The organism is Allobosea sp. 10L422, assembly GCF_056395345.1.
Window position 1 is genome coordinate 336,250 of the sequence record NZ_JBFTJI010000003.1, and the last position, 25,510, is coordinate 361,759.

The window sequence follows — 25,510 nt, forward strand, 5'->3', positions numbered from 1 at the left end:
ACAGGCGTCGTTCCACAAAAAACAACAGCCTCAAGCACCGAGGCCACCTGGCTCAGGGGTGCCAGCCGGTCTCCGCGGCCGGAGCGTTCTCGCGCTCCTCCTCGCGCCGGGCTTCCTCGACAACGGCGAAGAGAGCCCTCAGCGCCGCATCGACCCCCTCGCCCGAGGCGGAGGAGAGGATGATCGGCATGCGCTTCGCCGCACGCTTCAGCCGCGCGACCTGCTCCTTGAGCACTTCCGGCGTCAGCGCATCGACCTTGGAGAGCGCGACGATCTCCGGCTTGTCGGCCAGCCCCCCGCCATAAGCCTCCAGTTCCTCGCGCACGGTCTTGTAGGCCTTGCCGGCATGCTCGCTGGTGCCCTCGACGAGATGCAGCAGCACGCGGCAGCGCTCGATATGGCCGAGGAAGCGATCGCCGAGGCCGTGGCCCTCATGCGCGCCCTCGATCAGCCCGGGAATATCGGCCAGCACCATCTCGCGCGCGTCGACGCGCACGACGCCGAGGCCGGGATGCAGCGTGGTGAAGGGATAATCCGCGATCTTGGGCTTCGCCGCCGTGACGGTAGCGAGGAAGGTCGACTTGCCCGCGTTGGGCAGGCCGACGAGCCCGGCATCGGCGATCAGCTTCAGCCGAAGCCAGACCCAGCGCTCCTCGCCCGGCAGGCCGGGGTTGGCATGGCGGGGCGCCTGGTTGGTCGCGGTCTTGAAATAGGCATTGCCGAAGCCGCCATTGCCGCCCTTGCACAGCACGAAGCGCTGACCGGGCTCGGTCAGGTCGGCGATCTTGGTCTCGCCGTCCTCGTCGAGGATCTCGGTGCCCGGCGGAACCTTCAGCACGATCGCCGGCGAATTCGCGCCGTGGCGATCCTTGCCCATGCCGTGCTCGCCGGTGCGGGCCTTGAAGTGCTGCTGGAAGCGGAAATCGATCAGGGTGTTCAGCCCCTGCACGCATTCGACGACGATGTCGCCGCCGCGCCCGCCGTCGCCGCCGTTCGGCCCGCCGAACTCGATGAATTTTTCGCGGCGGAAGGAGACGCAGCCCGCGCCGCCGTCACCCGCCTTCACATAGATTTTGGCCTGGTCGAGGAATTTCATGAGATCGAATCGTGTCTGAAACCGGAAGCTGAGACAGGCCGTCATCCCGGGCACCACGCATCAGTGGCGCCGAACCGGGATCCATGCCTGAAGGAAAGAAGTCCCCTTGGCTTTAAGCCCGCGCGCGCTTTTGGGCAATGCGCTGAGTCAGGCCGCGTGCCTCAGCAGGCTCATTTCCTCGCGCAGGGCGTCGGCGAAGCGTCGCGCGGCGAGATCGGGCCGCGGCGCCATGATCAGCCCGACGGTGAGCTCGAAAAGCGGCGGCAAGCCTTCTGCCGGGCCGAGCCGGCGCAATGAAGGCGGCACCGCGCTCTCGGTGATCGCCGCCACGCAGAAGCCCGCCTCCACCGCCGACAGCACGCCCGACGTGTGCGAGCAGGAGAAGACCAGCCGGTGCGCCTTGCCGGCCGTGTTGAGCGCGGCGAGAATGCGCGGGCGCGCCCGGCACCCCTCCGCGAAGAGCGCGAGCGGCAGCATCTCCTGCAGCTCCGGCCGGTGGCCCCGAGCCGCCACCCAGACCAGCGGCTCGCGGCGCAGCACCTCGCCCATCGGCTTGTTCGGATCCTGCGTGACCACCGCAAGGTCGAACTCGCCCGCCAGCAGTGCAGGCTCGATGCGCTTCGACAGGTCGCAGCGCACTTCGAGCTCCACCTTCGGATGTTCGGCGGCGAAGCGCGCGATCAGCGGCCGCAGATAAGCGTCCATATAGTCGTCGGGGATGCCGATGCGCAGCCGGCCGGAGGGCGTGTCGCCGGCGAGGTCCGCGAGCGCCTCGCGCTCGACTGCAAGCAGACGTCGCGCATGGGCAATCAGCCGCTCGCCGGCATCGGTCGGCGTGACACCGCGCCGCGAACGTTCGAGCAGCTTGTGGCCAAGCTGGTTCTCCAGATCCTGGATGCGCACGGAGATCGCGGATTGCGTGCGGCCGAGCCGCGCGCTCGCCGCGGTGAATCCCCCGGTTTCCGCCACCGCCACCAGCATGCCGAGGGCGGCAAGGTCGAAATGAACAGTCATGCGGTGCCTCCTCGGAACGCGCAACATCGATCGATTTTAAGAATGGTTAAATCAGAATAATCCGTTTTTCCGATGCAAGGAAGGGCCCTATATCCGCCCGTGAACGAGGCTGAGCCGGCCGCGCCGCCGCGACAGGAGTCGGCCTTACCACCCGTCAGAAAACACCATGTCCGCTCCCGCTATTCCCGTCCGGCCCGCATCGCCCGCTCTTGCGATGTTCCTCACGCTGCTTGCCGGCGCGACCTTCATCGGTTTCTCCGGCATCTTCGTGCGCCTTGCCGATGTCGGCCCGGCTGCCGCCGGCTTCTGGCGCATGCTCTTCGCCCTGCCGGTCCTCGCCGTCTGGACGGCGCTGGAGCAGCGCAAACCGGTGGGCGGCAAGGTTCGTGGCGGCGCCTTCGGCGCGGTCGCTCTGGCGGGCCTGACCTTCGGCATCGACGTCACGCTCTACAATGCCGCGCTCGGCCATACGACGATCGCCAATGCCTCGCTGCTCGGCAATCTCGCTCCGGTCGGCGTCGTGCTCGGCGGCTGGCTGCTGCTCGGCGAGCGCCCGTCACGGCGCATTCTCGGCGCGCTGATGCTGGCGATCGCCGGCGCGCTCCTGCTTATCCTGCCGAAATTCACCGGCGGGGCGCAGGTCTCGGGCAATCTGCTCGGCGACAGCCTCGCCGTCGGCGCCGCGATGTCCTACGCCACCTATATCCTCGCCGTTCGCCGCGCCCGCGACCGGGCCGATGCCGGCTATGTCAGCCTCGTCTCCAGCATCGTCTGCGCCGTGTTCTGCCTCGCGGCCGCGCTTGCGCTCGGCGAGGTCGTCGTCCCCGCGAGCCTGCAGGGCTGGCTCGCTGTCGCCGCGCTCGGCCTCGTCTCCCATGCGCTTGGCCAGGGGCTGATCACGCTCTCGCTCGGCAGCTATGGCGCCAGCGCCGCCTCGCTCGTCATGGTCTGGCCGGCGCTGGTCAGCGTGCTCGCCGCCTGGGCGCTCTTCGGGGAGCAGCCGACGCCGGTGCAAGCCTTCGGCGGCGTCGCCATTCTCGCCGCAGTGCTGATGGTCCGGCGCGGCTGAGCGGCGCGCTTAGGCTAACTTGACGCCATAGTGAAGGATCACGGTGCCGTTCTTCAGTGGGCGGGCCGCAATCAATGTGAAGCTGCGCTTCTCCGTGCCCGCCTTGAACAAGGGCGTGCCCTGCCCGATCGTGACCGGCGCGACCGCGAGCATGATCTCGTCGACCAACCCGGCCGCCAGCAGCGACTCCGTCAGTTCCGCGCTGCCGAAGATATAGATGTCCTTGCCCGGCGCGGCCTTGCGGCGCGCGATTTCCCCGACGATGTCCTCGATCACGGTGGTGTTGTTCCAGTCCGAGCCGGTCAGGCTGCGTGAGGCGACGAGCTTCGGCAGGGCGTTCATGAAGACTTTGGTCTCGCCCTCTTCCTGGGCCGACGTCCAATAGGCTTTCATCCCCTCATAGGTGACGCGGCCAAAGACCAGCAGCCCGGCCTTGCGTCCGAATTCGCTGCTGAGCTCAGCCAGTTCCTCACCCCAGGCATCGCCGTGGAAACTGAGATCCCACTTCTCCTTGCCTTCGAAGAATCCTTCCAGCGTCATCACATTCCAGACGATCACCTTGGCCATCTCACCCTCCTGTCAGGCTCGTTTAGCTAGTTGTGAATTGCAATCGGTTGCTGACACGTCGAACCGATTTTATATTGCAAGCGGTTCTGGAGACAAGCATGCGCGAGACCGGCCGTTCGGGCTGTCCGATCAATCTGACGCTTGAGATATTGGGGGATCGCTGGAGCCTGATCGTCCTGCGCGACATCATGTTCGGCAACCGCCGGCATTTTCGCGAGCTCATGGCGAAATCGGACGAAGGCATCGCCTCCAACATCCTCGCCGACCGCCTGAAGCGCCTCGTCGAGAAGGGCCTGCTCTCGCGCCGCGACGACGCCAGCCACAAGCAGAAGGCGATCTACAGCCTGACTGAGATGGGGATCGCGCTCGTGCCCGTCTTCGCCGCCATGGGCGAGTGGGGCCGGCGCTTCCTGCCGGTGACGGAGGAGTTGTCGATCCGTGCCGAGTTGCTGGGCGAAGGCGGCCCGGCGCTATGGGAGCGCTTCATGCAGGAGCTGAGACACCTGCATCTCGATGCGCCCAAGCCCGAGCAATCGGTGCTGGACGAGCTGACGCAGGCCTATCGGGACGCGTTGGCGCGCCGGCAGGCTATGACAATCTGAGCCACCGCCCGAACTTATCCCCGTCTGCCCTGGCGGCATGACACTGGAGCTCCTCTCAGGAGCCCCTCATGCCAATCCTCCACCGTCCTTACGCGGATCGCGAGCTTCGCACCGCGCGACTTCGCCTGTTGCGGCTGCGCGACGAGCTTTGCCTCATCCGCCGCGATCATTTCCACCGCAAATTCAATCCGAACCAGCCCCGCGTACCCTCCGGCAATGCCGGCGGTGGCCAATGGACCAGCGGCACAGGCGGAGGCGGTGGCTCGGGCGGAGGAGACCCCATTTCTCCCGATGGTACGTCGCTGGATGCCGATACCGGCTGGTCCTCGTTGGGCGAAGGCTGGAACGAGGACGGCTCCGTCTTCGAGCAGGCCGTCACCGACGGCGCGGGCACGACGATCCAGTCGGAATATGCAGCCTCGCGCGCCGCCGGCTTCGACGAACGCCAGACGGTCATCGAGCCCAATGGCCAGACCACTAGCTTCGAGACCACCGCCGACGTCCAGACGATCCGCGATCGTGGGCCGGATGGCGAGGTCATCAGTCAATCGGTCTGGAGAGAAAACGGACCTGAGTCGACCGCGGTGGTGGTCGAGGCCAGATGGCGGCGCGGCCGAGGAACAGGCGGCTCCCCGTTGCAGGCGGCCGGCAAGCTATTCGATTGGTTGAACAGCCTAGGCGAGGCGAATGGCCCTCCGCCTATCCTCGGATTTCGCGCCCATGATTACACTCCCGGGAAGGTCGATTCGTTCACCACGTCATGGGTCGGCACAGTCGAACGCGACGAGGTCGAAAAAGCTTGTCCGTACATGCCGAAAATTCAAGAGATGCTCGATGACGCAGCACGCGAAGCAGGGCCACCGAGCAACTTCCCTTCGATGCAAGCGTACGGCACGGTTGTTCATCTTGGAGTCAAGAAACGCGTCGATGCCTGGAATAACCCTGATGTCCAAGCAGAACGATCATACTTCAAAGAACTGCGAGAATATGGAGAACAGGTTTACGGCACCCTCGGAACCGCACGATTCGATGTCATGGAAAAAGGGCGCGATGGTACTCGCTGCCTTTATGATATAAAGGTCGGTCGCCCGTTGTCCCGATCGCGCTCAGATGTACTTGCGGATGCAGGTCTTCGCATCCGAGGATTTGTAAGCCGGCTTCTTGTGATCGAAATGAGGCCACGATTTTGACAACCAGGCGGCAAGTCGACGACCTGCTTCGGCCTTATCGGCCATGCGAGGGTCTTTGGATCCGTGGGCATGAGGTTTACCTCGTGCCTATCCATCACGTCGTCCGCGGGTTCAGAATTTATCGGACGAGCGAAGCCGATCGTTTCGACATTGGCTTGTTCGTCGGCACGAGCTTTGATCCGCAATTAGGTTCGCCACGAGCAGTGTCAGAGGTTTTTCGGTACGAAAACTGGCTGGCCCGCTGGACGCAACCCAACCTCCGGCAGCAATTCGAACGCATTCTCCGAGAATACGCGTTGCCGTCACTGCGACCTTTGAGTCTGCAGGCGCTGGTTCTCAAAGAGAATCCGCTCGTGCAAGGGCCGGAGCTCCCATTCGAGGAATCGTTCAGGCCAGGGCATATGAGGGCCTTGCTTCATACGGCACTCGGTAACTTCGATGAGGCCGCTGCAAATCTGGATCTTCTCACCGACCTCCCGCGCGACCACCGCATAATGGGGCCTCTCCTGCTCCTTCTAGACGATCTTCGGCCGCTTATTCTGGCCAACGACCGTGCCGCTGTCGCCGCAATGCTGCACGCCTGGGAAGCCGGCTCGATCGCGCGTTGGGGATTGTCCGAGCATCACGAACCCACGCCCTTCCCGCTCGAACTCCAGCCCTGACGCCTCACTCTGCCGCCAGCCGCGGCGCGGCCGGCTTCGACATCGCTTCCGCCGTTGCGATCGCGGGCGCTGCGTGTTCCTCGATCGGCTCCCAGCTGCTCTCGTCCTCGGCCTTGCCGAAGAAGCGGCCGAAGAGCCAGCCCGTCGCCCGCGAGAGATCGTCCATCACCATGTAGAAGGACGGCACGAAGATGAGCGAGAGCACGGTCGAGACGAGCAGGCCACCGATCACCGCGATCGCCATCGGCGCGCGGAACTCGCCGCCATCGCCGACGCCATAGGCCGAGGGCAGCATACCCGCCGCCATGGCGATGGTCGTCATCAGGATCGGGCGGGCGCGCTTGCGGCCGGCTTCCAGCAGCGCCGTCATCCGGTCCTTGCCGCGCCCGACCTCCTCCACCGCGAAATCGACCAGCATGATCGCGTTCTTGGTGACGATGCCCATCAGCATCAGAAGGCCGATATAGACCGGCATCGAGACGGCGTTGCCCGTCGCCAGCAGCGCGATCACCACACCGCCGAATGAGAGCGGCAGCGAGAGCAGGATGGTGATCGGCTGGAAGACCGAGCCGAAGAGCAGGATCAGCACGGCCAGCACCAGCATCAACCCGGTCGTCATCGCGGTGAGGAAGCCCTGGACGACCTCTCCCTGGATTTCCGCGTCTCCGGTCGCAGCGATCCAGACTCCATCAGGCAGGCCGACTTCCTCGACGATGTCGTGGAATCTGTCCTGCGCGGTGCCGAGCTCGAAGCCGCGCTTGAGGTCGGCGCCGATCTGGGCGCGGCGCACGCGGTCGTAGCGGTCGATGGAACTCGGGCCTTCGCCGAAGCCGATATCGGCCACGGCAGTCAGCGGGATCGAGACGCCGTTCGTGTTGGTCACGCGCAGCGCCGCGATGTTGCGCATGTCGGTACGCGCGGCTTCGTCGAGCTGGACGCGGATCGGCACCAGCCGGTCGCCGGCATTGAACTTGGCGAGGTTGGCGCCGACATCGCCGATGGTGGCGACGCGCACGGCCTCCGAGATCGCCTCCGGCGTCACGCCGAGATTGGCGGCTTCCTCCAGCTTCGGCGTGACGCGCAGCTCGGGGCGGCTGAGCGAGCCTGCCGTCGCGACGTTGAGATAGCCGTCGACCTGGCGCATCCGCGCCTCGATCTTCGCGACGGCGGCATCGAGCGCCTCGCCGTTCTTCGACAGGATCGAGAAGGCCATCTCGCGCTCGCCGCGTTCATTGACGTACCAGGCGCGAACGTCCGGCACGCTGGCGAGCTTCTCTGCGATGGTGACCTTGAGCTCCTTCTGCTTGATGTCGCGCTCGGCCTTCGGCTTGAGCAGGATGAAGACCGCGGCGCGGCGCACCTCTCGCTGGCCGGTCGGCGATGCCCCGCCGAGCACGAAGACGTCGCGCACTTCCGGAATGGTCTTCAGCGCATCGACGAGCTTGTCGGTGGTGACGCGCGTGTCCTCCAGCGTCGATCCCGGCGGCAGCTCGACCGAGGCGACGACGCGAGAGGTGTCCTCGTCCGGGATAAAGCCGGTCGGCAGCATCTGCGTCGCCTGAATCGAGCCGATCAGGAACATGAAGCCGACCACCAGCGTCGCATAGGCCGTGTTGAACGGCATGCTGCGCCAGCGCCCCGTGCCGTCGAAGCGCGGGAAGAACGGGATGCGCCGCTTCTTCAGCGTGTCCTTCAGCAGGCCGACATAGGCGCCCATGATCAGCCCGTCCTTCGGGTCGGCATGATCGACCGGCTTCATCAGATAGGCCGCCATCATCGGCGTGATCAGCCGCGCGACCAGCAGCGAGAACAGCACCGCGGCTGCGACGGTGAGGCCGAACTGGCGGAAATACTGGCCGGCAACGCCGCCCATGAAGGAGACCGGCGCGAAGATCGCGACGATGGTCAGCGTGATCGCGATCACCGCGAGGCCGATCTCGTCCGCCGCCTCCATCGCGGCGCGATAGGGCGATTTGCCCATCTTCATGTGCCGGACGATGTTCTCGATCTCGACGATGGCGTCGTCGACCAGGATGCCGGTCACCAGCGTGATGCCGAGCAGGCTGACGAGATTGAGCGAGAAGCCCATCAGCTCCATCGCCCAGAAGGTCGGGATGGCAGAGAGCGGCAATGCAACCGCCGTGATCAGCGTCGCGCGCCAGTTGCGCAGGAACAGGAAGACGACGATGACGGCGAGCCCAGCACCCTCCAGCAGCGTTTCCATCGCCGCCTTGTAGTTGCCGTAGGTATAGGCGACGGCGTCGTCGATCGGCGTGATCTTGATGTCGGGAAAGCGCTTGTTGAGATCGGCCACGCGCTGCGCCACGACATCCTTGACCGAAAGCTCGCTCGACCCCTTCGAGCGGAAAACGGCGAAGGTCACGACCGGGCTCTTGTTCAGCCGGCCGAAGGCGCGCGGCTCCGAATTCGAATCCTCGACGCGGCCGAGTTCCTTCAGGCGTACCTCGCGCCCGCCGGTCAACGTGATCTTGGCCTCGGCAAGGTCCGCGACGGTGCGCGCCCCGGCAAGCGTGCGGATCGCCTGCTCCTGGCCACCGACCTCACCACGCCCGCCGGCGAGATCGACATTGGTCGCGCGAATCTGGCGGTTGACCTCGCCGGCGGTGATGCCGAGCGCGAGCAGCCGGTCCGGATCGAGCGAGATGCGGATCTCGCGATCGACGCCGCCATAGCGCTCGACGCGCCCGACGCCCTTCAGCCCCTGCAACTCGCGCGCGACGACATCGTCGACGTGCCAGGAGAGCTGCTCCAGCGTCATGCCCGCCGAGGCGGCGCCATAGGTCAGGATCGACTGGCCCTCGACATCGATGCGCTGGATCACCGGCTCGTCGATGGTGCGCGGCAGGTCGGCCCGGATCTTGGCGATGGCGTCCTTGACGTCGTTGACCGCGCGGTCGGTGTTGGTCTCGAGCCGGAACTCGATCAGCGTCAGCGACTGGCCGTCGGTCAGGGTCGAGGTGACATGCTTCACCCCTGTAATGTTGGCAACGGTATCCTCGACGCGCTTGCTGACCTGGCTCTCGAGCTCGGCCGGCGCCGCGCCGGACTGCGTCACGGTGACGGAGACCAGCGGGATGTCGATGTTCGGAAAGCGCGTGACCGGCAGCTTCGAGAAGGCGAGCAGCCCGAGCACGCAGAGCACGACGAAGAGCAGGATCGCCGGAACCGGCTTTCGGATCGACCAGGCGGAGAAATTCACATTCATGGCCGCATCCGTCAGTTCATCGCGACGGGAGTCACGAGGTCGCCGTCGCGCACGAAGGTGCCGGCGCGCGCCACCACGGTCTCGCCTGCCGCAATGCCGCTGGCGATCTCGGCGCGTCCGCCTCCGACGAGGCCGAGCGTGACCGGCTTGGTTGCGACGCGGCCATCCTTCACCGTCTGCACGGTCGGGCCCGAGCGGCTATAGGTGATGGCCGAGAGCGGCAGGGTCACGGCGCGCTTGCGGCCAGTCTCGATGATACCGCGTGCAAAGGCGCCGATCGCGACCGGCGGATTGCCGTCCAGCGCGACGCGGACGCGGCCAAGCCGCGAGGCCTTGTCGACCTCCGGCGCGATCAGCCGGATCGTACCGGCAAGCGCATCCTTGGCCCCGGCCGGCAGCACCGAAACCGGCTGACCGACCTTGAGGCCCGGCAGCTCGACCTCGGCAACCTGCGCTTCGAGCTCGATGGCGCCATCGGCGATGATGCGGAACAGCGGGTCCGACGTCGGCAACATGCTCGCCGTCGCGCCCAGCCTCGCCGTCCGGCGGCTGACGATTCCGGCGCGCGGAGCCTTGATCTCGGTCCGGGCGAGCCTGACCGCAATGTCCTTGCCCTGCGCCTGGGCGAGCGCGAGATCGGCGGTCGCGATCGCCAGCAGCTGCCGAGCGGCATTGGCGCGTGCCTGGCCGGAACGCGCGGCGGCAGCGCGCTGATCGAACGTCTCCATGCTGGCATTGCCACTGTCGCGCAGCGCCTTGGTGCGGTCGAAGGCGTTGTTGGCCTGGACCAGATTGGCGTCGGCCTCGGCGATCTGGGCGTTGGCCTGAGCGACCGCAGCCTCGGCGCGGGCGATCTGGGCGTCGTTCTGGATCTTCTGGACTTCGAGCGTCGTCCGGTTAAGCCGCGCCAGCACCTGGCCCCGCGCGACCTTGTCCCCTTCCTCCGCCAGAAGCTCGACGATCGACAGGCCGTCGACCTCGGGAGCCACCAGGATCTCGTCGCGCGCTACCATGGAGCCGGACACGACGACGCTCTGGACGATCTGGGTCTGCTCGGCCTGGGTGACCGTGACGGAGGGGCCTGCAGCGGGCGCGGCGGCAGGTGACGCCTTTGCCTGGGTCTGCGCGGCGAGCGGCAGCGGCGCCGCCAGCGCCGTGGCAAGCGCCAGCGAGGCAGCCGCCAGACGCGGAACGGTCATGCGAACGATCATCGGAAACGATCCTGTTGCGGCGTTGAAACCGAAAGAAATGGGAAGAGCCCGGCGGGAGCAGAGATCACGGCTGCATCTCCGTTTCAGGCAGGAGCATGGTCCGGGCGAGCTGGCGCATACCGGCGAAGAGCGTTTCCGCGGCAACGGCCTCGTCGAAGTTCGGATCCATCGCCCGCCGGCAGAAATAGCCGTCGGCCATCATCGAGACCGCCAGCAGGAAGCGGTGCTCATCAAGCCGCGGCGGCAATTCGCCATTGCGCTTGGCTTCGCTGATCGCGGCCGCCAGCCCCTCGATCACGGTGCCGTCGATATCGGCACACATGCGGGCCATCGCGGGATTGCGCGCGGCCTCGGCCCAGATCTGCACGGCGATCACGGCCTTCTCCCGCGGCTGGCGGACCAGATGCTTGCGGCCGAGCTCCTCGAGTTGGTCGAGCAGCGAGCCGTTATCGGGACAAAGGCTGCCGAAATCCTCCGCGATCAGGCTGCGGTCCCGCTCGGACATGCCGGCGATGATCGCGTCCTTGGAGCTGAAATAGCGGTAGAGATTGCCCGGGCTCATGCCCGCCTCGGCCGCGACATCCTGCATCGTCGCGGCGTGGAACCCCGCTCGCGCGAAGACGCTCTCGGCCGCATCGAGGATGCGGATATGGCGCTCCGACAGGGCGGAATCGGACTGCGATGCGGGAACCAGAGGTGGCATCAGAACTCGGCACAATGAGAATGAACGTTCATTCTCATCTCAGATCGGCAGCCTAAGGTCAAGCGAAACGCCTCCATCGCCTGACCGATCCGGCATGATCGAACAACCTTGCCCGATCATTGCAGCGTTTCCGGCGCATAAATTGCTTGCTTCGTCCCGTCTGGAACCTCATTCTGAAGAGCGACCTGTCATGGCTTGGCGTGCCTTTCTCCCGCCTGCCGGTGCGCGAGCGATTTTGAAGCCCGTGATGAACGACCACGCCTTCGCCCTCCGCGCTGCCCGCAGAACGCGCTCCCCCCTTGCCGCCCGGCCGAGCCTCCCCGCACCCAAGCCGGTGCTCGTCGTGCTGCATCAGGAGCATTCGACCTCCGGCCGCGTCGGCCGGCTGCTGCAGGCGCGCGGGCATGCGCTCGACATTCGCAAGCCGCGCTTCGGTGATCCCTTGCCGCAGACCATGCGAGGCCATGCCGGCGCCCTGATCTTCGGCGGCCCGATGGGCGCCAACGATCCCGAAGATTTCATCAAGGCCGAGATCGACTGGATCGGCACCTGCCTGAAGGAGGATGCCCCCTTCCTCGGCATCTGCCTCGGCGCGCAAATGCTGGCGAAGCATATGGGCGCACGCGTCTACACCCATGGCGAAGGGCGGGCCGAGGTCGGCTACTATCCCCTTGCCGTGACCGAAGCCGGCGCAGCCCATGCCGACGCCGCGCAATTCGTCTGGCCAGGCACGGTCTATCAATGGCACCGCGACGGCTTCGACTGCCCGACCGGCGCCGAATGCCTCGCTACGGGCGGGGATTTCCCCGTACAGGCCATTCGCGCCGGTTCGAAGGCCTATGGCGTCCAGTTCCATCCCGAGGTGACGCCGGCGATGATGTATCGCTGGTCGGTGCGCGGCCATGAGCGCACGCTGATGCCCGGCGCCCAGCTCGGCCACACCCATCTGCCGGGCTGGTTTCAGCATGACCCGGCAGTCAGGCTCTGGCTCGACGCATTTCTCGATCACTGGCTGGAGGAGCCGGCGGCAGCCGGCCTGCAACGCACTTGACCCGCACAGCTCTTGTCCTCGGCGCCGGCATGGTCGGCGTCTCCTGCGCGCTTGCCCTGCAGAAGCGCGGCATCGCCGTCACGCTCATCGACCGCAAGGAGCCGGGGCGCGAGACCTCCTATGGCAACGCCGGGGTGCTCGCCAGTTCCTCGATCCTGCCGCTCAACAACCCCTCGCTCTACGCTAAGATCACGGATTATCTCGGCAATCGGCACCCCGCGCTCAATCTGAGCTGGCGCCGCGCCCTGACCCGGCCGGGCTGGCTGCTGCGCTTTCTCTGGGAGGCCCGCCCCTCGCAGGCGCCCGCCCGCATCGCCGCGCTCGCATCGCTCACCGCCAGCACGGTCGAGCGCCACCGAACCCTTATGAACGAGGCGGGTGTCGCGCATCGCCTGCGCGAGACCGGCACGCTCAAGCTCTGGCGCACCGAAGCCGGCCATGCGGCGGCCCAGGCCGAGCATGATTTCCTGAAGCGGCACGGCATCAAGTCGCAGATCCTCGACCGGCAAGGTCTCTCCGCCGTGGAGCCGAGCCTGAACCCGATCTTCCCGGTCGCGCTGCTGATCCCTTGCGTCGGCTCGGTCGATTCCCCCGGCGCCGTCACCGCTGCCTATGCCGCGCTCTTCGCCGGCCGCGGCGGGCGCGTCGAGCAGGCCGCGGTCACCGGTCTCGCCCGCCACGGCGCCGGCTGGCGCGCGAACACTGCGAAGGGCCGCTTCGACGCCGATATCGCGGTGGTCGCGCTCGGCCCCTGGAGCGGCGATCTGCTGAAGCCGCTCGGACTCGATCCCTGGCTCGATGTCGAGCGCGGCTATCACCGCCATCTCACGCCGGGTGCCGGCACCCGGCTGTCGCGGCCCGTCTATGATGTCGACGGCGCCTATTACATGGCGCCGATGGAGCAGGGTTTTCGCATCACCAGCGGCGTCGACCTCGCGTTCCGCGATGCTCCGGACGACCACCGCCAGATCGACAGCGCGACAGAGGCAGCCCGCGAGGCCTTTCCGCTCGGCGAGGTCGTCGGCGAGACCTGGCGCGGCGCGCGGCCGACCTTGCCGGATTCCTTGCCGATGATCGGCGAGGCGCCGCGCAATCCCGGGCTCTGGCTCGCCTTTGGCAACCAGCATATCGGCTTCTCGACCGGCCCGATCACCGGCGAAATGATCGCCGCCATGGTCTGCGGCGAGACACCCCCGGCCGACCCGAAGCCGTTCAGGCCGGAGCGGTATATCTCCTGACGGCTGCCCCTACGTCATGGTCGGGCTTGACCCGGCCATCTCCGGCCGAAGGAGGCTCCAGCGCCTTCCTTCATGAGATTCTCGGGTCTGCGCTTCGCTCCGCCCGAGAATGACGCCTCATCGGCCGCCAATGAGGCGCAGCGAAAATTCGCCAGCGTGAGTCAACTGGCGTGATCGGAGAGAACCGGAGCGGAGCGGGCTTCCGTCCGCGAGCACCGGAAGCGCAGCCGATCGTGTCAGACGGCCGCTCGCCGATTTTCGCGCCTCAGACCTGGCGCGCAACCATCATCTTCTTGACTTCCGCGATCGCCTTGGCCGGGTTCAGCCCCTTCGGGCAGGCGTTGGCGCAGTTCATGATGGTGTGGCAGCGATAGAGCCGGAACGGATCCTCGAGATTATCCAGCCGCTCGCCGGTCGCCTCGTCGCGGCTATCGATCAGCCAGCGATAGGCCTGTAGCAGCGCGGCCGGGCCGAGATAGCGGTCGCCGTTCCACCAATAACTCGGGCAGGAGGTCGAGCAGCAGGCGCAGAGGATGCACTCATAGAGGCCGTCGAGCTTCTCGCGATCGGCCTTGGCCTGACGCCATTCCTTCTCGGGCGCTGGCGTCGTCGTCTGCAGCCAGGGCTCGATCGAGGCGTGCTGGGCATAGAAGCGCGTCAGGTCCGGCACGAGGTCCTTGACGACAGGCATATGCGGCAGCGGGTAGATCGCGACCCTGCCCGCATTCTTGCCGGTGCCGCCGCACTCGTCGATGCCGGTGGTGCAGGCCAGCCCGTTCTTGCCGTCCATGTTCATGGCGCAGGAGCCGCAGATGCCCTCGCGGCAGGAGCGGCGGAAGGTCAGGGTCGGGTCGACCTTGTTCTTGATCCAGATCAGCGCATCCAGCACCATCGGCCCGCAATCGTCGCGGTCGACATAATAGGTGTCGGTGCGCGGATTGGCAGTGTCGTCCGGATTCCAGCGATAGACCTTGAACTCGGTCAGTTTCTTGGCGCCGGCCGGCTTCGGCCAGGCCTTGCCCTCGGTCAGGCGGGAGTTCTTAGGGAGATTGAATTCGGCCATCGGATCGTCCTCAGTACACCCGCGCCTTGGGCTTGATGTACTCGATATCGTTGGACATCGTGTACGTGTGCACCGGCCGGTCATCGAGGGTGACCGTGCGCTTCTCGTCGTCGATCCAGGCCAGGGTGTGCTTCATCCAGTCCTTGTCGTCGCGGTTCGGATAGTCCTCGCGGGCATGCGCGCCGCGGCTTTCCGGACGGTTCAGCGCCGAGTCCATGGTGACCACCGCCTGGGTGATCAGGTTGTCGAACTCCAGGGTCTCGATGAGATCGGAATTCCAGATCAGCGAGCGATCCTTGGTGCCGATGTCGGTGATGCCGCCCCAGACTTCGTGGATGAGCTTGTGGCCCTCTTCCAGCGTGTCGCCGGTGCGGTAGACGGCGCAGTTGTTCTGCATCGTCCGCTGCATCCGGTCGCGGAGCTCCGCAGTCGGCGTCTTGCCCGCAGCGTTGCGGTACTTGTCGAGGCGGGTGAGCGCCAGATCCGACGAATTCTTCGGCAGTTCCGGCTGCTTCTCGCCCGCCGTCACCGTATCGGCGCAGCGCAGGCCGGCCGCGCGGCCGAACACCACGAGGTCGATCAGCGAGTTCGAACCGAGGCGGTTGGCGCCGTGCACCGAGACGCAGGCCGCTTCGCCCAGCGCCATCAGCCCGGAAACGACCGTGTCCGGATCGCCGCCGACCTTGGTCAGCACCTCGCCGTGATAGTTCGTCGGGATGCCGCCCATGTTGTAGTGGACGGTCGGCAGCACCGGGATCGGCTCGCGCGTCACGTCCACCCCGGCGAAGATCTTGGCGCTCTCCGAGATGCCCGGCAGGCGCTCGTGCAGGATCTTCGGGTCGAGATGGTCGAGATGCAGGTAGATGTGGTCCTTGTCCTTGCCGACCCCGCGGCCGGCCCGGATCTCCATCGTCATCGAGCGCGAGACGACGTCGCGCGAGGCGAGGTCCTTGGCTGAAGGCGCATAACGCTCCATGAAGCGCTCGCCCTCGGAGTTGGTGAGATAGCCGCCCTCGCCGCGCGCGCCTTCGGTGATCAGGCAGCCGGAGCCGTAGATGCCGGTCGGGTGAAACTGCACGAACTCCATGTCCTGCATCGGCAGGCCGGCGCGCAGCACCATGCCGCCGCCGTCGCCGGTGCAGGTATGGGCCGAGGTCGCCGAGAAATAGGCGCGGCCATAGCCGCCGGTCGCCAGGATCGTCTGCTGGGCGCGGAAGCGGTGCAGCGTGCCGTCATCGAGCTTGAGCGCGATCACGCCGCGGCAATGGCCGTCCTCGTCCATGATCAGGTCGATGGCGAAGTACTCGATGAAGAACTCGGTGTTGTAGCGCAGCGCCTGGCCATAGAGCGTGTGCAGCATGGCATGGCCGGTGCGGTCGGCTGCGGCGCAGGTGCGCTGGGCCGGCGGGCCCTCGCCGAATTCGGTGGTCATGCCGCCGAAGGGGCGCTGGTAGATGCGGCCGTCCTCGGTGCGCGAGAAGGGCACGCCCCAATGCTCGAGCTCGTAGACGGCGGCCGGCGCGTTGCGCACGAGATATTCGATGGCGTCCTGGTCGCCGAGCCAGTCCGACCCCTTCACGGTGTCGTACATGTGCCACTGCCAGGTGTCCTTGCCCATATTGCCGAGCGAAGCGGCGACGCCGCCCTGGGCCGCGACGGTGTGCGAGCGGGTCGGGAACACCTTGGTGATGCAGGCCGTGCGCAGGCCGGCCTGCGAGCAGCCGACGGTGGCGCGAAGCCCTGCGCCGCCGGCGCCGACGACGACGACGTCGAAGGTGTGATCCGTGATCGGATAGGCGGTGCCGGTATAGGCCGGGACCGGGCGGGACTTGGTGATCGCCATCGGATCAGCCTCCAAAAGACAGCTTCAGCACCGCGTAGACGCTGGCCGCGCCGACCGCGATGGCAAAGAAGGTGTTGGCCATGACGGCGAGGATCTTGGGCCCCTCCTCATGGATATAGTCCTCGATGATGACCTGCATGCCCAACCGCATATGGATGCAGGCCGAGAGGATGAAGAGCAGCATCAGGATCGCGACACAGGGGTTCGTCAGCAGCGCGACCGCAGCCGGATAGGGCCGGCCGACGAGCGCGATGACGACGCCGATGAAGATCACCGTCAGGATCAGGTTCGAGACGGCGGTAACGCGCTGCAGCCAGAAATGGCCGGTGCCGGACTTGGCGGAACCGAGGCCGCGAACACGGCCGAGCGGCGTGCGCATCGAGGAATTGGACAGCATCGACGGGCTCCTCAGCGCAGGACCAGGGCGACGATCCAGACCAGGACCGTCAGGCTTACCGAGGCGACGAGCGAGAACTTCGCCATGTTCATCCGGGTCTCGGGTTCGTAGCCCTTGCCCATGTCCCAGACGAAATGCCGGAGGCCACCGACCATATGGTGGATCAGCGAGAAGCTGTAGATGAACAGCACGAGGCGCCCCAGGAAGGAGCCGGCGACCGCCTGTGCCGTATCGAATGCGACCGGCCCGGAAGCGGCGGCCACCAGCCAGCCGGCGATCAGCACCGTGCCGAGATAGAGCCCCGTGCCGGTGACGCGATGGGCGACGGACATCGCCATCGTCCAGGACCAGCGATAGATCTGAAGGTGCGGCGAAAGCGGGCGAGCCGCGGGCTTGACCTCGGCCAATATCATTCTCCGATCAAGCGGCCCGCAAAAGGAGGCGGACCCAATTGGGATCATTCTAGAGTGACTGGTTCTCTAACGAAACCGTTCCGGCGCTGCAATGCGGCACGCGCAGAACGAAGTTACAGATTCTGAAAATCGTCATTTCGTTACAAAAAGCTTAGCGCGGCAGCAGCACCCAGTAGTCGAAATCGAGGATGACGCTCGGATCGTACTGATCTCCTGCCTTCAGCGGATGGTCGGCGCAAGGCCGGTTCTTGACCGCGACGAGCCTGAGCCTGAGGGCACCGACATCGCTTCGGTCCGGCAATTCCGCGCTCGCCAGCACCTCGCTCCAGGCATAGACGGTGTCGCCGGCGAAAAGCGGCGCGACATGCCGCCCGCCATTGATCGCGGCAATGTGGAAGGCGTTGCCGAGGCCGTTGAAGGAAAGCCCACGCGCCAGGCTGATGACGTGGCCGCCATAGATCAGGCGCTTGCCGAAGCGGCTGCTCTGCGCGGCATGAGCGTCAAAATGAACCTTGGCCGTATTCTGGTAGAGCCGCGTCGCGATCTGATGTTCGGCCTCCTCGACGGTCATGCCATCGACATGGTCGATCCGTTCTCCGACGGCGTAGTCGCTCCAGCGGAACGGGGAACCGGCCAACGCATCGTCATAGGCCGAGAGTTCGACCGCGGGACAGCCTTGCCCCAGTTCTTCCGGCTGCACGGCCCTCGCCAGCTCCGGCACCTGCTCGGCATGGGCTGGCGTGCCCGGGCTGCGCTTGCGCACCAAGACCCAGCGCGCATAGCTCAGCACGATCTCGCCATGCTGGTTGCGCCCGATCGAGCGGACATAGACGATGCCGGCGTCCCCGGCGGAAGTCTGCTTCAGCCCGATCACCTCCGAGGTGGTCGAGAGCGTGTCCCCCGGGAAGACCGGCTTGAGGAAGCGGCCATCGGCATAGCCGAGATTGGCGACGGCATTGAGCGAGACATCCGGCACGGTCTTGCCGAAGACGATGTGAAAGACGAGCAGATCGTCGACCGGCGCGGCCGGATACCCGATCGCGCGGGCGAAAGCCTCCGAGGACTGCACGGCGAAGCGCGGTCCATAGAGGGCCGTATAGAGCGCAACGTCGCCCACCGTGACCGTGCGCGGCGTCGCATGGACGATGACGTCCCCGAGCTGGAAATCCTCGAAGAAACGGCCGGAATTGGTCTTGGGCGCGGAGCCTGACATGCATCGCCTCCTGATTGCCTGCGATTTTGCGCTGCAACGAAGGCGATCGTCCAGCCCCGACGAAAGCAGGAGCGTCCGCGATCGACGGTGGCGTCAGCCCACGATGGCGGCGAGTTTCGTCAGGTCGACATTGGCACCGCAGACCAGCACGCCAAGCCGCTCGCCCTGCGCGGGCTTGTAGGCGCCGCAGAGAAGCGCGCCCAAGGCCGCCGCCCCGCCCGGCTCGACCGCGAGGCGGAAATCGCGCCAGAGCACTGCCTGCGCCTCGGTGATCGCCGCATCCGGCACGAGCGCGACATGATCGACGCTGTCCTTCGTCACGTCGTAGACGAGCTGGCCGACATTGCGGGCGCCCAGCGAATCCGCCGCGACCGACGCGACCTTGACCTCGATCGGCCCCTTGGCATCGAGCGCCGCCTGCAGGGCGCGCGATCCCTCCGGCTCCACGCCAACGACCTTGACCTTGCTATCGGTGAACCAGCTCGCAATGCCAGAGATCAGGCCCCCGCCCCCGACCGCGACCAGCACGGTATCGAGATCCGGCTCCTGCAGGTCCCATTCGCGACCGAGCGTGCCCTGCCCGGTAATCGTCTCCTTGGCCGCGAAGGGATGAATCTTGAGCGCGCCGGTCTGGGCAACGAAACGATCGCAGGCGGCCTGCGCATCATCGTATTGCGCGCCGCCGATGATAACATCGGCGCCGAAGCGCTTGATCGCCTCGACCTTGGCAGCCGGCGAAATCTCCGGCACGAAGATGGTCGCCTTCACGCCACGCTTCATCGCGGCATAGGCTACTGCCGCGCCGTGATTGCCGCCCGAGGCAGCCGAAACGCCAGCGGCCGGAACCGGCAGCGACAGCAGGTTGTTGAAGGCGCCGCGCGTCTTGAACGAGCCGGCATGCTGCAGGCATTCGAGCTTGAGCGAGATATCCGCAGCGGAGCCGAAGGCGCCGGTGCCCAGCCGCATCACGGGGGTGACCCGGGCATGGCCGGCGATGCGCGCGGCCGCTTCCTCGATCATCGGGCGGGAGACGGGGGCAGCGCTCATGACGGTATCCTGCAGGGGCTGGGATGCGGACACGAAGGTCCAGATCGCGATGGGAAGCCCGTGGCTATCGCGTCGCGGCGGATCAGGGAAGGGCTTCCCGCGCCCGGCGGCAATGTGCCGGGCGACGACCAGCGCCGCCAGCGCGTCGAGCAGATCATCCGCCGCAGCCCCGCGCGGCGGCCGCGCGAAGACGGCATCCGGCGCGATCCCGGCCTCCCGCAGCAGGGCTTGCCGTTCGGCCATGCCCATCGGATTGACGACACCCTTGACCTTCTTCGGGTGGATCAGCGGCACGCCCTTCATCGTCCGGAAGGCCAGCTCGGGATGAACCTCGAAAACGTGTTCGCGCATCGCCGCTTCGGCCCGTAGCAGAGTGTCGATCTCCCGAATCTTGGGGAAGAGGTGGAAGCCCTGCTTCGAGACCTTCCGCGGTGGCTCCGAAAGCGCGAGCGCCAATGCGCAAGCCTGGCGGTAATCGCTCGCCTCGACGGCGCGGCGCGCGGGAATCGCAAAGACCGAGGACTGCCTGTCGCCCAGCAGCGCCCTTACCGCCTGCTCCGGTCCGCGCCCGGAACCCAAGACGCGATCCGGCAAGCCGATCGGCATGTCGACCGCGACGGTCGCCGGCACGATCTCTCCCGTGAACAGATCGGCGAAGCGCGGCACCACGCGGATCACCGGCACATCATGCGCTTCATCTGAAGCGAGGGCGGCAATCCAGCCACCCTTGCAGCCATCGACCCCGGCCAGCCAAGCCATCCCGTTTCCTTCGCCTTTCGCAGCGCTGGCATTGCAGCTGCGTTGCTCTACTGTGCAGTGCAATACAAGCCGGCCGTGTCAGGAGAGACGATGACCACGATACGCCCCCGCCGCAGCGCCCTCTACATGCCCGGCTCCAACGCCCGCGCGCTGGAAAAGGCCCGCGAGATCGCGGCCGACGTCCTCGTCCTCGATCTGGAGGATGCCGTCGCACCCGATGCCAAGACCACCGCCCGCGAACAGGTCTGTGCCGCGGTGAAGGCTGGCGGATATGGCGGGCGCGAGCTCGTGATCCGCGTCAACGGTGTCGGAACGCCCTGGTTCGCCGATGATCTCGCCGCCGCCACGGAGGCGAAGCCGCAGGCGATCCTGATCCCGAAAGTCGCGGCCCCGGAGACGCTGCAGGAAATCGGCGGCCGCTTGACCGGCCTGTGGGCCGACCCCGCGATCGCAATCTGGGCGATGATCGAGACCCCGCTCGCCATCCTCGAGGTCGAGCGCATCGCCCGCGCCGCGCGCGATCCGGCAACGCGGCTTGCCTGTTTCGTGATGGGAACCAACGACCTCGCCAAGGAAACGCGGGCCCGCTTCGTGCCGGGCCGCGCGACGATGCTGCCCTGGCTGACCAGCGCCCTTCTGGCTGCCCGGGCCCATGGCATCGACATCCTCGACGGCGTCTACAACGACATCAAGGACGAGGCCGGCTTCAAGGCGGAGTGCGAGCAGGCTCGCGACCTCGGCTTCGACGGCAAGACCCTGATCCACCCGTCGCAGGTCGGGCCGGCAAACACGATCTTCGCGCCGGACGAAGCGGAACTGGCGCGGGCCCGCGCCATCATCACCGCGTTCGATCTGCCGGAGAATGCGGGCAAGGGCGCGATCCAGCTCGAAGGCCGCATGGTCGAATTGCTCCATGCCGAAATCGCGCGCCGCACCGTGGCGCTGGCCGAGGCGATTGCGGCGTAAAACGAAAACGGGGCCGCGCCTGGCGCAGCCCCGTGGACTCTGAACCCGTAGGAGCCGGCCTCAGCCCTTCTTGGCAGCCTTGGCGCGCTCCATGGCCTCGACGATCAGCTTCTTGGCCTCCGCGGCATCGCCCCAGCCCTTGAGCTTCACCCACTTGCCGGGCTCGAGGTCCTTGTAGTGCTCGAAGAAGTGCTGGATCTGGTCGAGCGTGATCTGCGGCAGATCGGTGTAGTTGTGGACGTTCTCGTAGCGCTTGGTGAGCTTCGGCACGGGCACGGCGATGATCTTCTCGTCGCCGCCGCCCTCATCCTCCATCAGCATCACGCCGATCGGCCGGACCGCAATGTAGGAACCCGGCACCAGCGGGCGCGTATTGGCAACCAGGACGTCGCAGGGATCGCCGTCTTCCGAAAGCGTATGGGGGATGAAGCCGTAATTCCCGGGATAGCGCATCGGCGTGTAAAGGAAGCGGTCAACGAAGAGCGTTCCGGCTTCCTTGTCCATCTCATACTTGATCGGCTCGCCTCCGATCGCCACCTCGATCAAGACGTTGACTTCGTCGGGCGGGTTCTTGCCGATGGAGATGGCATCGATGCGCATGGGGAACCTGTCGTTACAAAATTTCGCCGGGCCTTATGCAAGTTCGGAGCGAAAAGGCCAACCCCTTCCTTGGTTTTCGGTTGCCCAATGATTTGCGCTGCCGGAGTCACGCTGGTATCGGGCGGTGCATGAAAACGACCAAGGCCCTTCCGTGCTGACCCGGCTACGCCCAGATGCGGAGCGTTACGCCCGGCGCATGGCCCGCATCGCACGCTGGGACCGGCCGATCGAGAGCCGCGGCCAGCGCCTGCGCGCCTGGGCCAACATGCTGCTTGTCGACCACGGCATCTTCCGCCTGGCCTATCTCAATACCCATCGGGTGACGCCGCGGCTCTGGCGTTCGGCCCAGCCGGCTCCGCATCAGATCGCCGGCTTTGCCCGCAAGGGCGTCAGAACCATCGTCAATCTGCGCGGCGGACGCGAGCACGGCTCCTGGCCCTTGCAGAAGGAAGCCTGCGAGCGCCACGGCATCACGCTGATCGATTTCGTCCTGCGCTCGCGCGGCGCGCCCGAGCGCGAGACGATCCTCAATGCGAAAGGCTTCTTCGAGAGTCTCGAGGAGCCCGTGCTTGTGCATTGCAAATCGGGGGCCGACCGGGCCGGCTTCTTCTGCGCCCTCTATCTCCTGATCCACGAAAAGCGCCCGCTCGCGGAGGCCATGCGCCAGCTCGCGCTGCGCTACGGCCATTTCCGCTTTGCCAAGACCGGCATCCTCGATGCCTTCTTCGAGGCCTATCGCCGCGAGGGGGACGCCAAGGGAATCGCATTCCTCGATTGGGTCGAGACCATCTACGATCCGGAGCGGCTCGAGCAGGAGTTCAAGCCCGGCCTGTTTTCCTCGCTCGTCGCTGACGGGTTGCTTCGTCGGGAATGACGGGCTCCCGGCGGCTCAGCGCGCCGGGCTTCCGACGACGGGGCCGCCCGCGGGCGTGACCTCGGCATCGCCGAGATGCAGCCAGACGAAGCCCGTATGGACGAGGGCGCGCAGGATAGAAATTGCGCCGATCGCCTGCAGAAGCTCCGGCGACAATGACCTGAACCAGACCATCGTCGCGATGATCGCGACCAGCGCCAGTGCATTGATCAGCACCTGCCAGGCAGGCTGGCGCGACAGCGTCGCCATATCCTGAAGCGGCGTCAGCACCGCGATGCCGGCATAGAATGGCGCAAGCAGCGCCAGAACCCGGCCCAGATTGTCCCAGTGCGTTCCGTCGAACAGCGGCTCGACCAGAGTTGCGACCACGGCGATGGAGCCGAACAGCAGCGCCGCGGCGCCGATCAGCCCGACCGCCATCACGCGCGCCACGAAACGACGGCGTGCGCCCGCATAAGCACGCAGCCGATTCAACGCGATCGGCGCCGACACCGTTCCGAACATCTGCGTCGGCATGTCGAGCAAGCGCATCGATAGCGCAACCTGCGCGGCGAGCGCGGTGTTGGCGGCGTAGGGGAGCGCGAGCACCGGCGCGATCGCGAAGCCATAGGACAGCAGCGCGGTCGGCAGCAATGTCAGCGGGATGCTCCGCCAGTGATAGGCCGCGACGAGCAGGCTCTGCGACGTCCACAGCCGCGGTTCCACCAACGGCGAGATCGCGCCCCAGCGCCGCCGCAGCAGGTAGAGCGCCGCAAGGACATGCCCCAACGTGTCGGCCATGAAAAGCGCGAGCGCTTTCGGCCCGAAGATGCCGATCAGGGCCAGCATGAGCGCTGGCTGCGCGATGGCCTGAACGACATTGCTGTTGCCGATCGCGCGGAAGTCGCCCTCGGCGGTCGCCTCCGTCCAGAGCAGGCGAAGCACCGCGCGCGCCGACAGCGAACCGAGGAACAGCAGGGCAATGGCGGGGGCAACCCAGCCCGACAGGGCCAGCCCGATCAGCAGAACCGCGGCGATGCCGCAAAACGCCAGCCCGACGACGGCGGCGAGCCGGAAGGCACGCCCGAGCCGGGCGCGGTCCGCGCTCTGGAAGAAGACGGCTTCCAGCCGCAGCAGGGCGGCGATCGAAACGAAATTGACCAACGCCGAGAACACGGCGAAGGCGGCAAAGACGAAAGGCGGGCATAGGATGGCGGCAACCAGCAACCCCCACACCGAGATCAGCCGCGCCTGGATGAAGCGCAGGCCGAGCAGGATCGAGGAGCTCAGGCTGGAGCGCAGCAGCGGCGCGCGTGCCGCAACAAAGCGCCGGCCTGCCGACAGGCGCCCGATGGCTTGGCGTGGCGCGAGCTGCACCCGTTCCATGACGACTTGAGCGGTCATATCGACATCCATGCTCGGATGATCGGATGGGCCGTCTCGTACCGGTCCTGCGCCACTCTTCGCGGAAGAACGATTGGCGGACTGATTCACGGATGACGCGCCTTCTGCCGAGGAGGCTGCGCCTGTATGGTTAACGATCGATTAAGCTTGGTCACGGGCCGATAGCTGGAAAGGGGGCGGTGATCCCGCCCCGGGTCGCAGCGCATCAAGCGCACCATGTCGCCTTTTTTGGGGCTCAGGCGTGTTTGGTCTTGAGCGCTTCGAAGCGTTCCAGCTGATCCGGCAGCAGCTGGCGCGCGGCGTCGCGACGCACGAAGATCTTGAACATCACCTCGCCGGCGCCGTTGAAGAACTGGACCGAACAGGCCCGCCGGCCCTGCGCCGTGCTACGATCGACAAGATAGATCGCGCGGCAGTTCTCAGCCTTGATGTGCCCGCCGATCGGGCTGTCGCCATGGATGTTGTAGTAGCCATGGCCGAAGCTGCCGATTGGCAGCGAGCCTTCGCATTCCAGGACGATGTCGGGCGTATGCATCAGAAAGAGCACCGTGCCCCAGCTTGCCAGCTCTTTCCAGACATCCTCGAACCGCTCGGGCGCCAGGAAGAGGCGCTGCTCGGCCGGCAGGAGCTCCAGCACGGCCCGCGTCGAGACGTTGGCTTCGCGCGCCACGGCCTCGATAAGGCCGTCGGGCTTGGCGGCGAGCAGCGTGCGGGCATGCTCGATCGGATCGCGGGTCGGGATATCGGCGGTCGTCATCGTTGCAGCCTCACTCGGCCGCCTGGCGCGGCAGGTGCGGATTGCTCTCGCTCAGCACCGTCTCGAAACCCTCGAACTCGGGATGGCCGAGATAGATCGGCTTCGGGCGCGGCTGGCCGGCATTGCGATGCGACTCGCGGAACTGATCCGATTTCGTCCAGGCGACGAAGTCGTCCTTCGAGGCCCAGCTCGTATGCGAGGAGTAGAGCGTATGATCCTCCTTCTCCGGCCCCTTGAGCAGGTGGAAGGCGATGAAGCCGGGCATCTCGTCGAGCCGGCTCTTGCGCGAGGACCAGACGGTCTCAAAGGCGGCCTCCTCGCCCTTGACGACCTTGAAGCGATTCATGGCGATGAACATCGACGCATCCTGCATGTGAAGCCGCGAGCCGGCTGAAATGAAAGGGTGCCGCTACGCGGCCGGTCATCGCCATTTCCGGATAAACGCCTGGCGAAGCGTTCACCGCGGAGAATGCGCGCCGGGAGAGGCCGCGCGACGACGCGCCGCGACCGAAGCCGGCGGCGCACAGGCGCTGCCCTTGACCCCTTGTAGTAAAGATGAATATCAC

The 25,510-nt window shown here is 66.3% G+C and carries 24 protein-coding genes; 8 read left to right on the top strand and 16 right to left on the bottom strand.

Features of this window, described 5'->3' with window-relative positions:
• Positions 1-52: 52 nt before the first annotated feature.
• Complete coding sequence (gene obgE / locus AC1DEZ_RS09805; RefSeq protein WP_476779613.1) at positions 53-1,096, bottom strand: GTPase ObgE; 1,044 nt, start codon at positions 1,094-1,096, stop codon at positions 53-55.
• A gap of 147 nt (positions 1,097-1,243) precedes the next feature.
• Positions 1,244-2,077 carry a LysR family transcriptional regulator gene (locus AC1DEZ_RS09810; protein WP_476779614.1) on the bottom strand — a complete coding sequence of 278 codons (834 nt, stop codon included), beginning with the start codon at positions 2,075-2,077 and terminating at the stop codon, positions 1,244-1,246.
• A 199-nt stretch (positions 2,078-2,276) separates the two neighbouring features.
• Between AC1DEZ_RS09810 and AC1DEZ_RS09815 the strand changes: the two genes are divergently transcribed.
• Entirely contained in the window at positions 2,277-3,179 is a 903-nt protein-coding gene (locus AC1DEZ_RS09815) for a DMT family transporter (RefSeq protein WP_476779615.1), read from the top strand.
• A 9-nt stretch (positions 3,180-3,188) separates the two neighbouring features.
• Here AC1DEZ_RS09815 and AC1DEZ_RS09820 read toward each other — a convergent pair whose 3' ends face one another.
• Positions 3,189-3,746: a dihydrofolate reductase family protein gene (locus AC1DEZ_RS09820; RefSeq protein ID WP_476779616.1), complete on the bottom strand. Its 558-nt coding sequence runs from the start codon at positions 3,744-3,746 to the stop codon at positions 3,189-3,191.
• 98 nt (positions 3,747-3,844) lie between these two features.
• Here AC1DEZ_RS09820 and AC1DEZ_RS09825 point away from each other — a divergent pair, with 98 nt between their 5' ends.
• The 3 genes from AC1DEZ_RS09825 to AC1DEZ_RS09835 all read left to right on the top strand — a co-directional run bounded on the left by AC1DEZ_RS09825 (position 3,845) and on the right by AC1DEZ_RS09835 (position 6,200).
• Positions 3,845-4,348: a winged helix-turn-helix transcriptional regulator gene (locus AC1DEZ_RS09825; RefSeq protein WP_441511584.1), complete on the top strand. Its 504-nt coding sequence runs from the start codon at positions 3,845-3,847 to the stop codon at positions 4,346-4,348.
• A 68-nt stretch (positions 4,349-4,416) separates the two neighbouring features.
• On the top strand, positions 4,417-5,538 hold the full coding sequence (locus tag AC1DEZ_RS09830; protein ID WP_476779617.1) for a hypothetical protein: 1,122 nt from the start codon (positions 4,417-4,419) through the stop codon (positions 5,536-5,538).
• An 83-nt stretch (positions 5,539-5,621) separates the two neighbouring features.
• Positions 5,622-6,200: a hypothetical protein gene (locus tag AC1DEZ_RS09835; RefSeq protein ID WP_476779618.1), complete on the top strand. Its 579-nt coding sequence runs from the start codon at positions 5,622-5,624 to the stop codon at positions 6,198-6,200.
• Between the two features lie 4 nt (positions 6,201-6,204).
• Here AC1DEZ_RS09835 and AC1DEZ_RS09840 read toward each other — a convergent pair whose 3' ends face one another.
• From AC1DEZ_RS09840 to AC1DEZ_RS09850, 3 genes are all read right to left on the bottom strand, one after another.
• Positions 6,205-9,426, bottom strand: a complete 3,222-nt coding sequence (locus AC1DEZ_RS09840) for an efflux RND transporter permease subunit (RefSeq protein ID WP_476779619.1) — start codon at positions 9,424-9,426, stop codon at positions 6,205-6,207.
• Positions 9,427-9,437: 11 nt separating this feature from the next.
• Positions 9,438-10,625: an efflux RND transporter periplasmic adaptor subunit gene (locus tag AC1DEZ_RS09845; RefSeq protein WP_476779620.1), complete on the bottom strand. Its 1,188-nt coding sequence runs from the start codon at positions 10,623-10,625 to the stop codon at positions 9,438-9,440.
• Between the two features lie 76 nt (positions 10,626-10,701).
• Positions 10,702-11,340, bottom strand: a complete 639-nt coding sequence (locus AC1DEZ_RS09850) for a TetR/AcrR family transcriptional regulator (protein WP_441511579.1) — start codon at positions 11,338-11,340, stop codon at positions 10,702-10,704.
• A 247-nt stretch (positions 11,341-11,587) separates the two neighbouring features.
• Here AC1DEZ_RS09850 and AC1DEZ_RS09855 point away from each other — a divergent pair, with 247 nt between their 5' ends.
• Both AC1DEZ_RS09855 and AC1DEZ_RS09860 read left to right on the top strand, forming a co-directional pair.
• The gene (locus AC1DEZ_RS09855) at positions 11,588-12,391 is read left to right on the top strand and encodes a glutamine amidotransferase (protein WP_476779621.1); all 804 of its coding nucleotides are present in this window, start codon (positions 11,588-11,590) and stop codon (positions 12,389-12,391) included.
• Positions 12,388-13,629, top strand: coding sequence for an NAD(P)/FAD-dependent oxidoreductase (locus AC1DEZ_RS09860; protein WP_476779622.1), 1,242 nt, complete (start codon positions 12,388-12,390; stop codon positions 13,627-13,629). The genes AC1DEZ_RS09855 and AC1DEZ_RS09860 overlap by 4 nt, the downstream gene beginning before the upstream one ends.
• Before the next feature lie 265 nt (positions 13,630-13,894).
• Here the strand turns inward: AC1DEZ_RS09860 and AC1DEZ_RS09865 are convergent, their stop codons facing one another.
• From AC1DEZ_RS09865 to AC1DEZ_RS09890, 6 genes are all read right to left on the bottom strand, one after another.
• The gene (locus tag AC1DEZ_RS09865) at positions 13,895-14,692 is read right to left on the bottom strand and encodes a succinate dehydrogenase iron-sulfur subunit (RefSeq protein ID WP_476779623.1); all 798 of its coding nucleotides are present in this window, start codon (positions 14,690-14,692) and stop codon (positions 13,895-13,897) included.
• Positions 14,693-14,702: 10 nt separating this feature from the next.
• On the bottom strand, positions 14,703-16,535 hold the full coding sequence (sdhA, locus tag AC1DEZ_RS09870) for a succinate dehydrogenase flavoprotein subunit (protein WP_476779624.1): 1,833 nt from the start codon (positions 16,533-16,535) through the stop codon (positions 14,703-14,705).
• 4 nt (positions 16,536-16,539) lie between these two features.
• On the bottom strand, positions 16,540-16,932 hold the full coding sequence (sdhD, locus tag AC1DEZ_RS09875) for a succinate dehydrogenase, hydrophobic membrane anchor protein (RefSeq protein WP_441511574.1): 393 nt from the start codon (positions 16,930-16,932) through the stop codon (positions 16,540-16,542).
• A gap of 11 nt (positions 16,933-16,943) precedes the next feature.
• Complete coding sequence (sdhC, locus tag AC1DEZ_RS09880) at positions 16,944-17,345, bottom strand: succinate dehydrogenase, cytochrome b556 subunit (RefSeq protein ID WP_476779625.1); 402 nt, start codon at positions 17,343-17,345, stop codon at positions 16,944-16,946.
• Between the two features lie 151 nt (positions 17,346-17,496).
• Entirely contained in the window at positions 17,497-18,558 is a 1,062-nt protein-coding gene (locus AC1DEZ_RS09885; RefSeq protein ID WP_476779626.1) for a MaoC family dehydratase, read from the bottom strand.
• Positions 18,559-18,651: 93 nt separating this feature from the next.
• A complete protein-coding gene (locus tag AC1DEZ_RS09890) occupies positions 18,652-20,364 on the bottom strand; it encodes a serine/threonine dehydratase (protein WP_476779627.1) in 1,713 nt (570 codons plus the stop codon).
• A gap of 90 nt (positions 20,365-20,454) precedes the next feature.
• Here AC1DEZ_RS09890 and AC1DEZ_RS09895 point away from each other — a divergent pair, with 90 nt between their 5' ends.
• The gene (locus tag AC1DEZ_RS09895) at positions 20,455-21,330 is read left to right on the top strand and encodes an HpcH/HpaI aldolase/citrate lyase family protein (RefSeq protein ID WP_476779628.1); all 876 of its coding nucleotides are present in this window, start codon (positions 20,455-20,457) and stop codon (positions 21,328-21,330) included.
• A gap of 60 nt (positions 21,331-21,390) precedes the next feature.
• Here the strand turns inward: AC1DEZ_RS09895 and ppa are convergent, their stop codons facing one another.
• Positions 21,391-21,930: an inorganic diphosphatase gene (gene ppa / locus AC1DEZ_RS09900; RefSeq protein WP_441511569.1), complete on the bottom strand. Its 540-nt coding sequence runs from the start codon at positions 21,928-21,930 to the stop codon at positions 21,391-21,393.
• Between the two features lie 151 nt (positions 21,931-22,081).
• Between ppa and AC1DEZ_RS09905 the strand changes: the two genes are divergently transcribed.
• Positions 22,082-22,804 (top strand): fused DSP-PTPase phosphatase/NAD kinase-like protein, encoded by a 723-nt coding sequence (locus AC1DEZ_RS09905; protein WP_476779672.1) that lies wholly within the window; start codon positions 22,082-22,084, stop codon positions 22,802-22,804.
• 15 nt (positions 22,805-22,819) lie between these two features.
• Here the strand turns inward: AC1DEZ_RS09905 and AC1DEZ_RS09910 are convergent, their stop codons facing one another.
• The 3 genes from AC1DEZ_RS09910 to hmuQ form a co-directional block, all read right to left on the bottom strand.
• Entirely contained in the window at positions 22,820-24,187 is a 1,368-nt protein-coding gene (locus AC1DEZ_RS09910; protein ID WP_476779629.1) for a hypothetical protein, read from the bottom strand.
• Between the two features lie 235 nt (positions 24,188-24,422).
• On the bottom strand, positions 24,423-24,944 hold the full coding sequence (gene hutX, locus AC1DEZ_RS09915) for a heme utilization cystosolic carrier protein HutX (RefSeq protein WP_441511566.1): 522 nt from the start codon (positions 24,942-24,944) through the stop codon (positions 24,423-24,425).
• A gap of 10 nt (positions 24,945-24,954) precedes the next feature.
• Complete coding sequence (gene hmuQ, locus AC1DEZ_RS09920) at positions 24,955-25,302, bottom strand: heme-degrading protein HmuQ (RefSeq protein WP_441511565.1); 348 nt, start codon at positions 25,300-25,302, stop codon at positions 24,955-24,957.
• Between the last annotated feature and the right edge of the window lie 208 nt (positions 25,303-25,510).

Excerpts from the sequence above, each read along its gene's own strand:
- obgE (WP_476779613.1), bottom strand. The coding sequence starts at position 1,096 with ATGAAATTCCTCGACCAGGCCAAAATCTATGTGAAGGCGGGTGACGGC.
- AC1DEZ_RS09810 (WP_476779614.1), bottom strand. The coding sequence starts at position 2,077 with ATGCTGGTGGCGGTGGCGGAAACCGGGGGATTCACCGCGGCGAGCGCG.
- AC1DEZ_RS09815 (WP_476779615.1), top strand. The coding sequence starts at position 2,277 with ATGTCCGCTCCCGCTATTCCCGTCCGGCCCGCATCGCCCGCTCTTGCG.
- AC1DEZ_RS09820 (WP_476779616.1), bottom strand. The coding sequence starts at position 3,746 with ATGGCCAAGGTGATCGTCTGGAATGTGATGACGCTGGAAGGATTCTTC.
- AC1DEZ_RS09825 (WP_441511584.1), top strand. The coding sequence starts at position 3,845 with ATGCGCGAGACCGGCCGTTCGGGCTGTCCGATCAATCTGACGCTTGAG.
- AC1DEZ_RS09830 (WP_476779617.1), top strand. The coding sequence starts at position 4,417 with ATGCCAATCCTCCACCGTCCTTACGCGGATCGCGAGCTTCGCACCGCG.
- AC1DEZ_RS09840 (WP_476779619.1), bottom strand. The coding sequence starts at position 9,426 with ATGAATGTGAATTTCTCCGCCTGGTCGATCCGAAAGCCGGTTCCGGCG.
- AC1DEZ_RS09845 (WP_476779620.1), bottom strand. The coding sequence starts at position 10,625 with ATGACCGTTCCGCGTCTGGCGGCTGCCTCGCTGGCGCTTGCCACGGCG.
- AC1DEZ_RS09850 (WP_441511579.1), bottom strand. The coding sequence starts at position 11,340 with ATGCCACCTCTGGTTCCCGCATCGCAGTCCGATTCCGCCCTGTCGGAG.
- AC1DEZ_RS09855 (WP_476779621.1), top strand. The coding sequence starts at position 11,588 with ATGAACGACCACGCCTTCGCCCTCCGCGCTGCCCGCAGAACGCGCTCC.
- AC1DEZ_RS09865 (WP_476779623.1), bottom strand. The coding sequence starts at position 14,692 with ATGGCCGAATTCAATCTCCCTAAGAACTCCCGCCTGACCGAGGGCAAG.
- sdhA (WP_476779624.1), bottom strand. The coding sequence starts at position 16,535 with ATGGCGATCACCAAGTCCCGCCCGGTCCCGGCCTATACCGGCACCGCC.
- sdhD (WP_441511574.1), bottom strand. The coding sequence starts at position 16,932 with ATGCTGTCCAATTCCTCGATGCGCACGCCGCTCGGCCGTGTTCGCGGC.
- sdhC (WP_476779625.1), bottom strand. The coding sequence starts at position 17,345 with ATGATATTGGCCGAGGTCAAGCCCGCGGCTCGCCCGCTTTCGCCGCAC.
- AC1DEZ_RS09885 (WP_476779626.1), bottom strand. The coding sequence starts at position 18,558 with ATGTCAGGCTCCGCGCCCAAGACCAATTCCGGCCGTTTCTTCGAGGAT.
- AC1DEZ_RS09890 (WP_476779627.1), bottom strand. The coding sequence starts at position 20,364 with ATGGCTTGGCTGGCCGGGGTCGATGGCTGCAAGGGTGGCTGGATTGCC.
- AC1DEZ_RS09895 (WP_476779628.1), top strand. The coding sequence starts at position 20,455 with ATGACCACGATACGCCCCCGCCGCAGCGCCCTCTACATGCCCGGCTCC.
- ppa (WP_441511569.1), bottom strand. The coding sequence starts at position 21,930 with ATGCGCATCGATGCCATCTCCATCGGCAAGAACCCGCCCGACGAAGTC.
- AC1DEZ_RS09910 (WP_476779629.1), bottom strand. The coding sequence starts at position 24,187 with ATGACCGCTCAAGTCGTCATGGAACGGGTGCAGCTCGCGCCACGCCAA.
- hutX (WP_441511566.1), bottom strand. The coding sequence starts at position 24,944 with ATGACGACCGCCGATATCCCGACCCGCGATCCGATCGAGCATGCCCGC.
- hmuQ (WP_441511565.1), bottom strand. The coding sequence starts at position 25,302 with ATGTTCATCGCCATGAATCGCTTCAAGGTCGTCAAGGGCGAGGAGGCC.